The 15,152-nt window shown below is 52.0% G+C and carries 10 protein-coding genes; 6 read left to right on the forward strand and 4 right to left on the reverse strand.

Annotated elements, in window-relative coordinates; translation table 11 throughout:
* Positions 1 to 337 precede the first annotated feature (337 nt).
* The 4 genes from KI610_RS02830 to KI610_RS02845 all read right to left on the reverse strand — a co-directional run bounded on the left by KI610_RS02830 (position 338) and on the right by KI610_RS02845 (position 9,452).
* The gene (locus tag KI610_RS02830; protein ID WP_226497182.1) at positions 338 to 6,655 is read right to left on the reverse strand and encodes a DUF4011 domain-containing protein; all 6,318 of its coding nucleotides are present in this window, start codon (positions 6,653 to 6,655) and stop codon (positions 338 to 340) included.
* Entirely contained in the window at positions 6,652 to 7,545 is an 894-nt protein-coding gene (locus KI610_RS02835; RefSeq protein WP_226497183.1) for a helix-turn-helix transcriptional regulator, read from the reverse strand. The genes KI610_RS02830 and KI610_RS02835 overlap by 4 nt, the downstream gene beginning before the upstream one ends.
* A 167-nt stretch (positions 7,546 to 7,712) precedes the next feature.
* Positions 7,713 to 8,837, reverse strand: coding sequence for a PIN domain-containing protein (locus KI610_RS02840; protein WP_226497184.1), 1,125 nt, complete (start codon positions 8,835 to 8,837; stop codon positions 7,713 to 7,715).
* Positions 8,838 to 9,074: 237 nt separating this feature from the next.
* Positions 9,075 to 9,452: a hypothetical protein gene (locus tag KI610_RS02845; RefSeq protein WP_226497185.1), complete on the reverse strand. Its 378-nt coding sequence runs from the start codon at positions 9,450 to 9,452 to the stop codon at positions 9,075 to 9,077.
* A gap of 556 nt (positions 9,453 to 10,008) precedes the next feature.
* Here KI610_RS02845 and KI610_RS02850 point away from each other — a divergent pair.
* From KI610_RS02850 to KI610_RS02875, 6 genes are all read left to right on the forward strand, one after another.
* Entirely contained in the window at positions 10,009 to 10,236 is a 228-nt protein-coding gene (locus KI610_RS02850) for a hypothetical protein (protein WP_226497186.1), read from the forward strand.
* Between the two features lie 430 nt (positions 10,237 to 10,666).
* Positions 10,667 to 11,650, forward strand: a complete 984-nt coding sequence (locus KI610_RS02855) for a UDP-glucuronic acid decarboxylase family protein (protein WP_226497187.1) — start codon at positions 10,667 to 10,669, stop codon at positions 11,648 to 11,650.
* A complete protein-coding gene (locus tag KI610_RS02860; protein ID WP_226497188.1) occupies positions 11,647 to 12,600 on the forward strand; it encodes a glycosyltransferase in 954 nt (317 codons plus the stop codon). Before KI610_RS02855 ends, KI610_RS02860 begins: the two co-directional genes overlap by 4 nt.
* Positions 12,593 to 12,970 (forward strand): GtrA family protein, encoded by a 378-nt coding sequence (locus KI610_RS02865; protein WP_226498500.1) that lies wholly within the window; start codon positions 12,593 to 12,595, stop codon positions 12,968 to 12,970. The genes KI610_RS02860 and KI610_RS02865 overlap by 8 nt, the downstream gene beginning before the upstream one ends.
* Positions 12,967 to 13,566 carry a hypothetical protein gene (locus KI610_RS02870; protein WP_226497189.1) on the forward strand — a complete coding sequence of 200 codons (600 nt, stop codon included), beginning with the start codon at positions 12,967 to 12,969 and terminating at the stop codon, positions 13,564 to 13,566. The genes KI610_RS02865 and KI610_RS02870 overlap by 4 nt, the downstream gene beginning before the upstream one ends.
* 21 nt (positions 13,567 to 13,587) lie before the next feature.
* On the forward strand, positions 13,588 to 15,075 hold the full coding sequence (locus KI610_RS02875) for an ArnT family glycosyltransferase (RefSeq protein WP_226497190.1): 1,488 nt from the start codon (positions 13,588 to 13,590) through the stop codon (positions 15,073 to 15,075).
* The last annotated feature ends 77 nt before the right edge of the window (positions 15,076 to 15,152 follow it).

Here is a 15,152-nt window from a genome sequence, read left to right on the forward strand (position 1 = left end):
TCCTGCGCAACTAGTGCCAGCGGCATGACCGAAGTACCAAATTTTCAGTCGGCGATCACCTTGGTAGGCGACAAGAGGGGCTTTGCAGCAAGGACACGTGCATTTGCAGGCCAGTCCTCTAGGAACATCAAGGATGGAGGCAGCTTGTCCATCTGGGCCAAGAGCAAACGGAATGCGATGATTTAGGTACGCGGACGACATATCGGAATGCTAAGGCTTCCTTCCCAAGTATTAGAGTTGAATCACACGCGAGTTCCTGGTGGTCAAATATGCAGGTAAGTAATTACGTTTTAAGGGCGAGGGTAGGTATCTAAACTCTCATTCGCCGCCGAGAGCATCAGTTTTCCGATACAGCTTCTTCCTCTATCTTCAGTACGCGAACCTTCCGATCAGCGCGGCCCTCGACTACCATGATTCCGACCTCCCCAACCTCAAGGCCGAGGAGGGCAATTGCCAGCGGTGTATCTTCACCAATCGTTCCAGTGGCGGTCGAATGCCCCTCAACGATATGAATTGTGTGGCGCTCTTGTGGCTTGTCGATGAAGCAGTAGGTGACAACGTTGCCGACATCAACGAAGGCATCGTCAGCTTCCCTTTCATCTGGTTCCACGACCTCAACAATCGGTGGTTGGATTACTGGCGCCTCAACCTGGACATCGTCATACTCTTCTTCAAGCTCCGTTTCTTCGGAGAAGGCTGGAGCTTCAAGGCTGGAAAGGCGACGGCGCTCTTCAAGAAACTCGATCAGGCGCTTGGTTTCCTGTCTTGGGTTGTAGAACCAGTCGGCTGACCAAATGCGCCAGATACGGCCACGCCAGCCAAGGGACTCTAGGATCTCCTGACGGATGCGGTCACGATCACGAGCAGATGCTGAGCTATGATAAGTGGCTCCATCGCATTCGATACCAGCAATGAACTCGCCTGGCCTGTCAGGATTGCGAACGGCCATATCAATGAAGAAGTTGGCTACGCCGAGTTGAGGCTTGACCTCGTATCCCTGCGACGTTAGTACGTTGGCGACAGAGATTTCAAAGTCGCTATCAGGCTCTCGATCCAGGTAGTCGGTTGCTACCAGCACGCCACGCTTTGCGAAATCGAGGTAATCGCGCAGTGCTTTTGTGCCGGCAGGCGATTTCTCATCAATCACAATGTCCTCAGGCTGCATTGAGGAGAAGAGGACCAAGCGACGACGGGAGCGAGTGAACAGAACGTTTAGGCGACGCCAACCATCCGGCCTGCTTATCGGGCCGAAGTTTTGACGAACCTTGTCTGTGCCTGGTGCCTTTCCGTAGGTAGTGGAGATGAAGATAACGTCGCGCTCATCACCTTGGACGTTTTCAAGATTCTTCACGAAGAAAGGCAGTCCTTTCTCTTCCCAGTCAGCAAGGAAACGATCACCTTCGTCGAAGGACTTCAGTTTCTTCTCCAGCAAGTCCTGAATCAGATCTCGTTGCGTCTGATTGAGAGAAACAACACCCAACGATTCTTTAGGCGATTTTAGGATGTGCTCAACGACAGCATCGACAATCCGGGCGGCTTCCGGGATGTTGCGACGATCCTTGTAGGAGCCTTCTTTCACATAACGCCAGGACACACCAAGGTTCTTGCCGCGCACATAGGGCGACGGGAAGACAACCAGGCTGCTTTTGTAGAAGTGGAAGTTCGAGAAGGCAATAAGGGACTCATGTTGCGAGCGATAGTGCCAGCGCAGCGTGCGAACCGGGCTGAAGAGTTGTTGGCAGATATCGAGAATGCTTTCGGAGCCATCCAGCGCAGCAGGCGTCTCTTCACTTTCATCGTCGTCAGCACTATCTGCCATTCGGTCGAAGAAGGAGGTCGGCGGCAACTGCTTGGGGTCTCCCACAACGATTAGTTGCTTGCCACGCGCAACCGCACCCAGAGCGTCTTCAGGGCGTAGCTGGGATGCTTCGTCCATCACGACCAGATCGAAGTCTAGTGAGCCGGGTTCGAGGTACTGAGCAACAGACAACGGCCCCATCATGAAGCAAGGTTTCAGTGCTTGGAGTGCCCGACCGGCACGTTTAACCAACTGACGAATTGGGATATGTTTCTTCATCTTTCCAAGTTCACGCCGCAGCAAATACATCTCGGATTGGTCAGATGCCTTGATGCCGGTGGTGCCTGATGGAACGACTTTGTTCTTGTCTATTTCATGGGCAATACGCAGACCGTTGATCTTGATGATCTCCTTGTCGAGCGCCATGAAATCAGCCCGCAGCTTGTCGTGGGTTTGCCCTGAGAAGCCCGCGAGTTCGTTGTGTTGGCGATAAATTTCCTTTCCGATCGAAGCGTAGAAAACACGTTCGAAAGCGGTGGGAAGTGCTTCTGGAGGCAACTGTCCCTGTTCAAGTAACTGAACAAATCCAGACAGTCCACGATCATCGCAATTGCGTTTGGTGTCGAAGTATCTTGCCCAGGACAACACGTCATCAGCAGCATCAACTGCTGCCTTGATCCGTGCCTCAAAGTTGGCCGGGCGTTCGTCGTCTCCGGCAGCGGTTTGACGCAGCCATTCTGACCAGTCCAAACGACCAAACTGACTCAAGGTTTCTAGCGTGGTGCGTGCGGCGTGATACGCCTCTTGGCCAGCAGAAGCACGCTTTCTGAGGAAGGTAAGTGTTTGTGGGCCTTCGTTGATGATGGCGAACTTGATAAAACGGGGCAGGGCGCTGTTGGCAATTGCGCTCCCCCAGTTCCATGTTGAATCCAGCGCCTCAAGATCAGTGCTTTCAGAGTCCAGAACCAGGCCGAAATAACGTTGGATATCCGGATCGGTTAGCAGCAGTTCATCCTTAGAGTCGGCAGCGACCTTTGCTTCGATTGCCTTGATTACGCTCGATGCAGTGTGATCAACTTCGGCGAACGACTCAAGCTGTCCAAGCAGAGATTCAACACGCTCCTCCAGATTTCTCGCCAACTGGATATAGCCGTCCCAGCTCGTGGGTTTTACCTTCGAGAGGATTTCAGAGAAGGCTTCAACGGCATGATCAACAGCAATTTTCGAGTTCAAGAGTCGAATGGCTGTCTTAGGTGAGGTCGACTCATCAACGAAGCGATCCAGCAGCCCGGCCAGTGTGCCGAGTTGTGTTGAAAGGCTTTGCACGGCTTCAATCCGCTCCTGCCAGGGACGCGAACTCAATGCGGCAAGATCTGCGAACTCTGGTCCTGCGGCTTGAGCAATGCTATCGCCCCCGTGGATGAGCGTTTCCAGTTCCTGGTTGGCATTGGCCAGATCGCGTTTTGCTTCCAGTAGCTCCAATGTACGTTGGGGAGAGACAGATCCTCGTGCCTTGGTCTTGAAGAAGTTGAGAAGCGATTGAACGTGCTCAACTTGTTGCTTGAGACCTTCAAGGTAGCTGTTCCAACCCCCTGTTTTCAGGTGGTCACGCGGATTTGCTGATTGCGGGAGCAGGCTGGCAAGAGCCTCTTCAAGGCCATTCAGTGCTTGCGCCGAAGCCTCAATCGATTTGGTTCTGGCCGACAATTGACCAATTTTCCGATGATCCAGACCTGTGAGGTCAAACCGGTCAGCAAGTGAGCCGCAGGAGATCAAAGCTTCCTGGCTCTCGCGATACCATGCAGCCAGACGATCAATCTTCTCGAAGTCAGTATCGACCCCGTTAAATAGCTCGCCCAGCCAGTCCGAGTAATCTTTGTTTCCAAGGAATGTCTGGCGGTGCTCCTGCCATTCGGCAATTTTCAGACATTCCTTCATCAGCGTATCGGCGCTGTGCTTACTCTTGACCTGAGCAATGCTCTTGTAGAGCTTCTTGGCTTTGCGCCAGTCACCCTTGAAGATGTTGAAGAAGCTGTCGCCTTCACGGAAAATGCGGGCAGCCCACTTCAGTTCATCGGTGCCCGGCAGCGCATCAAGGAAGTAGGAGTCACCAAGCTCGCGTCGCCCCGATGCTTCACGGCCATGGTCATCCTTGGCTTTCTTCAGCACCTCAGGATGGCGCGTATGCTCGTATTGCTTTTTTCGATAGGAGAGCAGTTCTTCTGGGGCACGGCTTGCAACAGTAGAGACGCAAATTAACTCGGAAACAGAGGTGGTCGTGCCATCGAATGCTTGCCCAGTTTCTTGGGCGCACTTCGTCAGGGTTTCGTGTGCCTTCTCGATATCGTTGATGAGACCGCGCAAGGCACTCAGGTTTTGCTCGATGTCATCAATCGTGCGGTTGGCAAAGGGCGAAGTCACCCATTGTTTGGACTCTGCAATGGTGGCTTCGTCGGCCTCGGCAGTAGGGATCAGGTCAGCAAGGCCAATTGGGTTCGCCAAGTCTCTGACGGCTTCAACAGACCCATCAAACGGAATGTGCCACTTGGCCGCCTTTTCGGTCACGACGCCTAGTGCCTGATTCAATATTGCTGCTATATCGGCCAGTGCATGCTCACGGGAGCGCAGGTAAGAGAGTGGCGTTTCTGAGATCGGGTAGGCCGAAAGCTTGGTGATAGCCTGGGAGACTGCGTTGATCGCATTGGGGCCAACGGCTTCGAATTTTGGTTTGAGGTCTTCAACCTGTTCTGAGAAATCGTCGGTCTTGTCGCGCAGCTTCCTGAGCAGCAGCTTCAGTTCACTGATTTTCTGATCAAGTGCCTCTGGTTTCAAAATCTGATGAGCGCCAATCTTGGCGAAGGCAGTTTCTTCAGCAAGTTTTAGTTCAGCCTCACGTGGATTCGCTCCACTCAACAGCGTTTTGCGCTGAATGGCACGGGCGGTACGGATATCATTGATGAGCTTGATGATGGTGGCCAACGCTTGATGGCTGGGCTTGTCAGCAAGGGTATGGTCAAACAGGACTGGAAGTTGATCTGCAATCAGCTTTGCAGGAGGCTCAGGAAGGTTCTCTGCCGCATCTGCGATAGCGATGATCTCAACGATAGAGAGTTCGTCCCCATCCTTGCCCAGCGATTGAATGGCCTCTGCCGAAACGGTCAGGTTCTGAGCAAAGCCCAGCGCCTTGGATGCGATATCTCCAGCGTCTCGCTCATCGCCTGGCGTTAATTGGTTCGGCCAGAAGCCCCACCACGGGTGATGGCGACCAAAGCCACCCATGCTTCGATACTTTTCACCGACATCGTTGAGCACGGCACGACGTACTTCGTAGGCGCCATGGTCCATGTCCCAAGCACCTTTTATTGCCAAGCCATGCATTCGGTCGTCTAGGTCACCAAGTTCTTGCCGGGGACGCTCGGCTGCCCAGAACACCTCTGCTACAGTCAATCCAAGCTTGTTTGCCACCTGCAAGCCCATGATCTCAGCGTGCCGTTGCAGCGTTTTCTTCTGCTCGATGAGTACGGCTAGCTTCGCGGCAAGATGATTTTGCGGCGTGAATTTTTCATCAATTCGCGCCTGGATATCCTCAAGCAGCTTCTTTTTCTGCGTTTTGTGGCTGTGCAGTTCAAGGCAGAAGTGACCGAGATTGGCTCTATCCAAGCGATGGCGAACAACCTCAAGAGCTGCGAGCTTTTCCGAGACGAAAAGGACTTTCTTCCCGGCCTGAAGGGCTGCGGCAATGATGTTGGTAATGGTCTGGGATTTGCCTGTTCCAGGAGGCCCGTTGATCACCATGTTCTTCCCATCAAGAGCATCAATCAGCGCACTGTGCTGTGATGAGTCCGCGTCATAGATGATGGGGAGATCAGCCTTTGCGTGGCCATCGATCTCATAGTCTTCTGCCATCAGCGGATCGTTACCGTCACCGGAGCCACCTCCGCCTTCAAACAGATTTTTCAGTAGATCGTTTTTAAGCAGATCAGGCCATTTATTCGGATCGAGATCGGCCCAGATAGCCAACTTGCCGAAGGCCAGCATCGCAAGAGATAGCTGACGGCGAACACGCCATCTGGCTTTCTTGCTCACCGTATCCTGGATAGCCCTGAAATACTCCTCGGGACATTCATCTTCGCCAAGCTCTGGCAGGTTGAGCCTGAAATCCTGCTTCAGTTTCTCGCGCAGCGTGTAATTCTCGGCAACGTCTTCACCTGTGTAGGACAGGGAGTAGTTATAGACATGGGTATCAGGATCGATATTGCCTTTGGTCAGGCTGACGGGAACAGACAAAAGCGGTGCCAGCAGCGGCTTTTCTGACGCATCTGAGTCGTAAAACTCAAGGAAGCCGAACACGAGATAGAGCATGTTCGAGCCGGTTTCTTCGATGACCGTACGAGCTTCCGTCGAGATCTTGCGAGCCTGCTTTTCCAGATCTGCGGGGTAGAGCAGGGTCTGGATGATGGTTCCCTTGGGGCCGGGGTGTTTGTCCTGAATTGGCTCGGCCAGATCGAATGATGTGCTGATGCCCTCAAACTTGGCCTGCTCCTTGGCATCAGGCTTCGCTGTACCAACAGGGATGTACTTAGGGTCCGGTTCTGGGACTGGCAGCAGCAGTGCTTGCCGACCATCCAGAATCCGATCAAATAGCACGTCCATGTTCTTGACCGCTACGTACTGCATCGAGCGACCCTTGGGATGCTTGAAGTTGAGCAATCGATTGCGGGTAGAGAGATCCAGCAGCCGCGCACGAAGCTTCTGTAGCGCCATGGCGATGTTTAAGCCACCGCTGAAAATCTCCTGAGTGTCGCTGGCAACCGGGGTTGCTTCGTACTCAATGGAGTTGGAGTCAGAGTTCTTCATTGTTTTTCTCTCCCCGGAGCAAGAGATGCGCTCTCTACTCCGTACAGCGTTTCTTGGTTTCTCAGCCAAAGGTGATGTCGGCTGGAGTCGAGGGAATGGTTCGGCGAACAGTCCACGTTCCAACGGTTGAGCGCATACCCAACCAGTGCTGCTCGCATTTGAAGTCGTAAATGGCCATCGCGCATGCCGTAGTCGGCTTCGATGGCTTCAGGGAATGCAATCCCCGGATGCGGGGCGATCTCAAGATCAACAAGGCGTGCCCATTGAGCATCCGCCCCCAATTGTTCTGATTCGTCGGATTTCTCATCAAGCGACTTGGCTTTGGTGATCCGGGTCAGAACGAAATCTGAGAATCGGTTTCGGTTACGGTCGTAGGCACGGACATGCCAGCGTAGACCGTTGTCTGCCAGTGCGACAGGAACGATTACTCGTTTGCTCGGGCCCGAGGATAGGGAAAGATAGGTCACCTGAACCGGGCGCTTGTTCAGTATTGCTCGGGTCAAGATAGCTAAAACCTGAAAATCAGGGGCTATCAATTGACTCGGCCCTTCGCATGGAATCGCTTTGCGAATCCTGAGATCTAGTCCATCCCCAAAACCTTGGAGCAGCCAGGCCAAGATGCGCTCGGGCGAAAATTGGAACAGCGGTTTGAACTGGGCTAAAGGGACGTAAGCCTTCTGGCTGCTGTCATAGCTCAGATTCTGGGGGGCAAGAGCTCGGTATGAGTTAAGGTCTCGTGTCGCTGCGGCTGGTGCAATCCCGAATCGAGCTTCCAAGTCTGCACGCTGTAACTCACCGAAGAAATACAGCCGAAGTTCGAGATAGGCCAATCGCTCGCGCTGCGCTTGCGAGAACCGGGATTCCGAGCTTCCCTTGTGACTGGGTTCCATCGACAGCCATTCGCTATGAGTAGAACGAAATCATACCAGAATGAACAGTGCACAATAATCAAAATGATGATGTTGATCTATGCATGTTCTTAAGCCATATGGCTTGAACTTCAGTCCTAGGGGATGTTTAGTGAAATCGGCTGATCAAGCAAGTCAATCATTTCTGCTTATTCAATAACGGTAACGTTGTCGATTGAATCGATGGAGGCTTCAAGATTTTCCTCAATCACTTCTGCTGATACCTCTTTCACCAAGGCAGGATCAATCGACAGCTTCACCAACCCTTCAACATGAATATCGATTTCTGACTCGGCCTCGAAGTAGTGGTCGTTGTGGTCCGAAACGCTTGGCATTTTTTCCTCATCCATCAGGTAGAAATCGGATTTAAAAATGTAGTACGTGATGGAGACAGTCATATCGAACTTAAACGGAAGCCCAAATTCGCCGTTGCCGAAATAATGCAACTCGTCGTAGTCCAGCGCTAGATCGGTTGGATGCCAGTATGAGGTGATGGTCCCTTCGTTGTTGTCGTCTGGGATTGTTCGGGAATGGACCGTCCTTCCGTAGAGCTTTTGTCCGACATGGTGCTCCATCAAATAAGCAACCTCGCCACTTTCGCTCTCCTGATTCTTGAATGCAACGCGAAGTGCAGAAAGGTTATCTACCACATCGAGTTCTAGGATCTCATCCTGTATGTCAGGCAATTCGATGAACTCAGCGAGGCTTTTGTAGGCGCGAACGCCATCTAAGGCAGCTGATGCGTTGAAAACTTTTCCATCCTCAGCAATAACAACAAGTGGAACGTGATTACGAGCCAGTTGAGAGATGTTTTGGAAAATAAAGGCGTCAGGGATGTCCTCGCGTTCCTTGGCAACCGTCAATGGAGGCTTGCCCAAAAAATAGGCCTCCATTGCTGCCTGGGCATCTTTTTTGGTGAGTGGCAGCTTGCTACCTCCTATCGACTCAATCCATTTCGGCAAGGCGGCATTTACTTGAGCTAGAGTAGGCTCCTTGATAGCATCTAATTTGGTTTTGATTGTCTCAATTTGGCGCATTTGTTTTGGTGCCTGCTTCTTTCGCAAGAGCCCATCGATCCCTTTCGAAACTAGGTCAAACTCCTTTTTATAGACATCAATCTGCTGTGTCTGGAACTCGCGCTCAACGACATAAGGTAGATAGAGCTTTAACACTCCTTCCTTGCAAAGCCTTTCTAGTGCCTTGAAGGCCAAATCGTCGCGACCTGGACACTTTCGGTAGATGTTAGTGTCGATCAAAAGGTTATATTTCGGCATCGCATTCCTCTTTGTGCTTGTTGACTTGTCGGACTTTGTGGAGCGTCCTGAACGCGCTGCTAGTCAAGGGTTCATCAAATACTTTGAACAATTCGGAACCGATCAGCAGCTTCCTTAACGTCTTGAAGCTATATCGCCCTTGAATTGCTGACCTCATCGGGCAACTGCTGGATGGCCAGAGTACAGGCCTGCGCAAGGTTGGTCCAGCCGTCACTATGGTCGTACTTGGAGGCTAGCTTAGTCCGTTGGCCGAGGCATACCTGAGAGTGCTTCCGGAGCAAGCGGGCGAATCGCTGCCACAAATACACTGTCGTGCTGGATGCATTGGCTCCGCAGAATGTACGGCGTGGCTTCCTTGCTGGCCATTAACTTTCGCACTTGGGAACGAGATGTCGTCTTTCCAACGCGCGACGTAGACCAGCCATGCGTAAAGAGCACGTACTGTTTCCCTTGAGCCTGTGCTGCCTGCAAGCTCTCAAGCGCGACACGCCAAACCGTCTCCATATTTTCCCAGTAAGCACCGGTCTGCGTTTCGCCGGCCCAATGCAAATCGCGCTCCATTAAGTTGGGCAGCTCGCGGAAACGCACCCAGTCACCCGTCATGCGCTTGACCATCTCTTTGCCTCCTTTGCTCAAAGATAAAACTTTAGGACCATCGCGGAATGCCAAATTGTCGCAACATTACTTCAACAGACTCTTACAATCCATGTGTCTGCTCAGCAATAAATGGATGGTCATGAGTCAACTTGCTGGACGGGTATCAAGGCGGCAGGCGAGCATCGCTCGTTGGTACTCTGGGAAATTATAGACACTGCGAGGATACGAGAAGATTGAGAGCGCCTCTGATACACGACGCAGCTTTGGCTGCATCGATAACTAAGTTTGCGGCAATGTTTTTTTCTATATCCGGTGGTCGTTTTCAGGTGTATTTCGAGTGAGTGATTGCCCCAGCTCGTTTTAAAACGGGTAAAGCGACGGGTAACAATAAATTCACAACTATGTTTTTCCTATAAATGGCAAAGGCTGTAGTGATGCAGTTGTGTTCCGCCCATCCCACCAGTCATACGAAAAACCCGCCGATTCGTCGGCGGGTTTTTTTTGCCCCTGATTCTGGGCCGAATATTGCTAGTACTACCTCGTGGTTTCGTCTTGTTGGAAAGCGAGGTGCGTCATGCATGATTTTCCGAACTCATTTAATGCCAGTCCGAGCTTGACTGAAGAGGCCATGTTCTGGATGCGTTTGGCCGCATTTGCCGGCGTTTCGGAGTATGTGCTGTCGACGGGGGCTTCTTTGCTCGATGCCGAGGAGCTTTTGTTCGGCTATTGCCTGCCAGGCGATTTGCCGTCGCGCTTTGCCAGTCTTTCCGGCGGGGCGGCGAATCCGCGCATTCTGGTTTGATGTGGCTTGGGCTTGTCTGTCGTCTGTTGCCTTGTCGACAAAGGGCTAAGCATTGGTGCACGGTATTGGTGCGTGGTGCTTGAAAAGGAGCGTTGATCGGATTGCTCCGGTATCGCCTTCTGCTGCATGCTCTGCGTGCTGGATGGGAGTGAGAATGCTTGGGGAATAAGGTTGTCGCGTCTCCGGGATTATGGTGTATGACTTTCGACTAAAAGACAGCAGTGCGCAGAATCGTGATAATTATCACGTTCGTCAATATTGCTTCGTGCAGTATTGGCGTTGAAAAGGTTCTCCCTTTGCAAGTGTCATCTGTTACTTCCGTATGTTTCGGTGGTTTGGCGGGGGGCAAAGGCGTGTGCTGGTAGCTCAAAGACGACTACTTTGCGCTGACGGCGTGAAAAATTATTGACTACCTGGTTTGGTCTGAAAAATGCGCTACTTGGATTCACGTAAAAAAATATTGGTTACTGGTGGTGCTGGGTTTCTCGGTTCGCACCTGATCGACCGCCTGATCGCACGTGGGGACGAAGTGGTTTGCGCAGATAACCTTTTTACCGGCACCAAGCGCAATATCGACCATCTGCACGGCCATCCTCGTTTCGAATTCATACGCCACGACGTTACGTTTCCGCTCTATATCGAGGTTGATCAGATCTATAACCTGGCTTGCCCGGCGAGTCCGATTCATTATCAGCATGATCCGGTACAAACGACCAAGACCAGCGTACATGGCGCCATTAACATGCTGGGTCTGGCCAAGCGTCTGAAAGCCCGTATCTTTCAGGCGAGTACGAGCGAGGTGTACGGCGACCCTGTCGAGCACCCGCAGACCGAGAGTTACAGGGGGAACGTAAATCCAATCGGGCCGCGTAGTTGCTATGACGAAGGCAAGCGCTGCGCCGAAACCTTGTTCTTCGACTACCATCGACAACACCGACTCGATATCCGTGTTGCGCGCATTTTCAATACCTACGGTCCTCGCATGCATCCCAACGATGGTCGAGTGGTGAGTAATTTCATCGTCCAGGCACTGAGGGGAGAGGACATTACGCTGTGTGGCGATGGTCGGCAGACGCGCAGTTTTTGTTATGTGGATGACCTCATCGAGGGTTTTATCCGGTTTATGGACATGCCTTCCGGAGCGAACGGCGAGCCGGGCCTGCCTGGGCCGATCAACCTGGGAAGCCCGTGCGAATGCACTATCCGGCAACTCGCAGAAATCGTGATTGAATTGACGGGGGCCAGTGCAAAGATCATCTTCCTCCCCTTGCCGGTGGATGATCCCATGCAGCGCAAGCCGGATATTTCCCTGGCGCGCAAACATCTAAACGATTGGCAGCCTTCCGTTTGTCTCGAGGATGGCCTTCGTCGGACCATTGAATATTTCGACCAGCTGTTGAGTCACGGTAAATGAGTGCGCACAAGCTGATCGTCGTTACGCCGGTCTACGAAGATCGCGATGTTGCTGAGCGCCTTTTTCGTGAACTTCGGGCGTTGTACGGGGCGACGCTCTTTGTTTTGGCAGTGGATGATGGTTCGGTCAGGGAGCCGCTGACCGTGGAGGTTCTTGAGCGTGCCAAGGTTGATGGAGCGATCCTGCGGCTTGTGCGTAATGTTGGGCATCAGCGAGCAATCGCCATTGGCCTTGGGTATGTGGCGCAAATTGTTCAGGAAGGGCAAACCGTTGTTGTCATGGATTCAGATGGTGAAGACTTACCCGGGAGCATAAAGGACCTGCTTGACGAGCTGCGTGATGAGCGGGTCGATATGGCTGTTGCCGCCCGTAGAAGCCGGGTTGAGACCTTCCGGTTCAAGGCTTTCTATGTTTTGTATCGGCTCATGTTTCGTGTGATGACCGGTAAGCAGATTGGCTTTGGCAACTTCATGGCGCTCAAGCCCCATGCGGTTAGGCGCTTGGCCTCGATGCAGGAGTTGCAGATACACGCAGCAGCCACGGCGATTTCTTCCAAGCTCAGGATTGCAGTGACGTCCATAGCTCGTGGTCCGCGTTACGCGGGGCAATCGAAAATGAACTTTGTTGGCCTCGTACTTCATGGATTCAAGGCCATGATGGTGTTCGCCGAGGATGTTCTGGTTAGGGTCGGCGTGAGTTGCGCGGGCGTCGGGGTCATTACGGTTCTGGGGATCGTTTCCGCTATTGCACTCAAGCTTACGGGCTATTCGACACCGGGATGGTTCTCTGTTGCGCTCGGTCTAATGACACTGATACTCATGCAAACAGGCGCGTTGACGCTGATGACGCTGATGCTGGTCGGGGTTATGCGCGCAGGGAATGTGGCAACGAAGGTCTGTTACCAGGATTTCATTGAAAAAATCATGGAGCACCGTGTTTCCAATGATTAGAGGGGAAACTGCTCGCTATGCCATTAATGGTGCATTTTCCACCCTCGTCCATTTTTCTGTGCTGAGTGTCGCGATAGAGGGCTTTGACATGCCATCGGCCAGCTTGGCGAATTTGTTGGCGGCTTGCATTGGAATAACGACTTCGTTCATTGGCTCGAAATACTATGTTTTCAGGCGGCATCGTGATCCGCTTCACGAGCAGGCCGCAAAATTCGTCGCGCTTTATGGGGTAATTGCTTTGCTGCATGCAGGTGTTATGGCGCTGGTAACCGACATTGGCGGAGTCAATTACAGGATTGGATTGGTCCTGGCTACGGCGCTTCAGGTTTTGCTCAGTTTCAGCGGTAACCGGCGTTTGGTATTCAAGTGAGGAAGGGGTTTCAATTCCTTGCCGGCACGGCGCTCTGGTTCCTGGCGACGGTAGCTTTCTACGTACTCAGTGTGCGTAATCTCAAGGTTGATGTGGTGTTCTACTCAGCCCTTGGCGATACCGCGCTGGCCACGATGGTTGCCGCAGTGATCTTGTTCTGGTCGGGGTTTTTCAAGAGCCTCACGAAATTTGAGAAGTTTCTCTCGGTCTTGCTCTGGCTCACGCTGGGCTATTCGCTTGCGATTTCTCTTCCGACTGTGATTGACCGCTCGCTGTCCATCTACATTTTGGAAAAGCTTGAGCAGCGGGGAGGCGGGATTCGGCAGGACGCTTTTGCCCGGGTTTTTACTGAAGAGTATCTGCGTGAGCACCATCTGGTTGAGGTGCGGCTTACCGAGCAGCTCGAGTCCGGGACGATCAATCTCAAGGCAGGGTGCGTAAAGCTGACACCAAAGGGGGCATCGGTAGTGCGCTTCAGCCGCTTCTTCCGCCAGAATCTGTTGCCGAGACAACGTCTTTTGATGGGGGCGTATAGCGACGAATTGGTGGACCCATTCAGGGAAAGCACTGATAGCCCCGATTACCGATGCCAATAGATGCTTTGTTCGTCCAAAAACATGGGTAAGCCTGATAGCGGGTGGTGTCTCTTCTTGATAGTGGCTTGCGGCGGACTTTATGCCGGGCTCTGGTCGGACGGGCATAACTGGGGCGGTGACTTTGCAGCCTATATCATGCAGGCGACCAGCATCGTAAATGGTTCTGCAGACGAATTCGTGGTTCGGAACGCATTCACCGTGAACCAGTCATCAAGTCCGGTGGGGCCCGTCGCATATCCGTGGGGTTTCCCTCTGCTGTTGGCGCCGGTTTATTCGGTATTTGGAATGAGTTTGTTTGCCTTCAAGGCGGTGGGTTTGTTTTTCTATCTGCTGTTTTTGGTAACGCTATGGTTTGGCTTCAAGCCTTTGCTCAAGCCGGCGGAGCTTGTTGTATTCGTTGCTTTGTTCGCATTTAATCCGGCTATGTTGCTGTTCGGTGACAACATCCTGTCAGACGTTCCATTCCTGTATTTTTCTACGCTGAGTATCGTTATGCTCAGTCGTCTGAATTGCAGTCGCAGCCTAAAGCGCGAATTTGTCTTTAGGTTAATTCTCGGCGCTGTGATCGGGGCTGCCTTTCTTGTTCGGACAAACGGGGCCTTGCTTGTTCTCGTGTATGCCGTCATGGGCGTACTTGGTTCGCAGAAGAAAATCGGGAGTTCTGCTTTTGAGCGGAGACTGATTGCCAGCATACCCGTGGTCGTTTTTTTCCTTACGGTAGCGATTGCCTCCTTGTTTTTGCCTGATGGGCAATCGTCGCACTTCAGTCATCTGAGCAAAATCAGCCTATGGTTTCTGCTGCATAACTTCATCTACTACGCTGAACTTCTCAAGGAGTTTTTCTCTCCCAATGCGTGGCGGTTACAGCTCGGTTTTGTTATTTATATACTTACGATTCCCGTTGTTGTTGCGGCTATCCGAAGTGCATGGCGGGAGTCAGTCGCTATGCTTTTGTATTTATTCCTGACTATTGTCTTATATGTTGCTTGGCCATACCAGGAAGGTTTGAGGTTCATTTTTCCGATAATACCGATTTATATTTATTTCTTGATTATCGGATTGAGGAGCTTTGCCCTGTCAATTCCCTCTGTTGGTAAATGGTATATGTTGCCTCTTGCAGGATTGGCTTTTATCTTTGCGGTGAGTACTGCATACGCGGTTTACCAGAGCCAAATGAGCGGTCGTGTTATTCCGCAGGGCCCCTATACCGAGCAGGCCGTTGAAATGTTTGCTTTTATTGCGCATAACACTTTAGAGGGGGATATTGTTGTATTTCGAAAGCCTAGGGTTATGAGACTTTTTACCGGGCGGTCTTCCATAAGGGTAGATAATGTCGTCGAGTTGCCACGGGGCGATCTTTTGGTAATTGATAGGAATAATCAGACTCACCAAATCGGGATGCTAGAAACGCAAGCGCTCCTATCTGATGAAACCATTAGTTCCGTCTTTTCGAATGAATCATTTGAGATTTTTCGCTTGAAAACCAAAGCAGAAAACTCGCTCCCTTGATCAGCGTTCGTCAGTAAACTCTGACGAGTGACCGGGTAGGGCAGCGAGTTTTCGTTTCGGTGCTTCGGGCTTTGCCT

The sequence above is a fragment of the Ferribacterium limneticum genome (genome assembly GCF_020510565.1).
In the GTDB taxonomy this organism is placed as follows: domain Bacteria; phylum Pseudomonadota; class Gammaproteobacteria; order Burkholderiales; family Rhodocyclaceae; genus Azonexus; species Azonexus limneticus_B.

Excerpts from the sequence above, each read along its gene's own strand:
- KI610_RS02830 (WP_226497182.1), bottom strand. The coding sequence starts at position 6,655 with ATGAAGAACTCTGACTCCAACTCCATTGAGTACGAAGCAACCCCGGTT.
- KI610_RS02875 (WP_226497190.1), top strand. The coding sequence starts at position 13,588 with ATGGGTAAGCCTGATAGCGGGTGGTGTCTCTTCTTGATAGTGGCTTGC.
- KI610_RS02840 (WP_226497184.1), bottom strand. The coding sequence starts at position 8,837 with ATGCCGAAATATAACCTTTTGATCGACACTAACATCTACCGAAAGTGT.
- KI610_RS02850 (WP_226497186.1), top strand. The coding sequence starts at position 10,009 with ATGCATGATTTTCCGAACTCATTTAATGCCAGTCCGAGCTTGACTGAA.
- KI610_RS02845 (WP_226497185.1), bottom strand. The coding sequence starts at position 9,452 with ATGGTCAAGCGCATGACGGGTGACTGGGTGCGTTTCCGCGAGCTGCCC.
- KI610_RS02860 (WP_226497188.1), top strand. The coding sequence starts at position 11,647 with ATGAGTGCGCACAAGCTGATCGTCGTTACGCCGGTCTACGAAGATCGC.
- KI610_RS02835 (WP_226497183.1), bottom strand. The coding sequence starts at position 7,545 with ATGGAACCCAGTCACAAGGGAAGCTCGGAATCCCGGTTCTCGCAAGCG.
- KI610_RS02855 (WP_226497187.1), top strand. The coding sequence starts at position 10,667 with ATGCGCTACTTGGATTCACGTAAAAAAATATTGGTTACTGGTGGTGCT.
- KI610_RS02865 (WP_226498500.1), top strand. The coding sequence starts at position 12,593 with ATGATTAGAGGGGAAACTGCTCGCTATGCCATTAATGGTGCATTTTCC.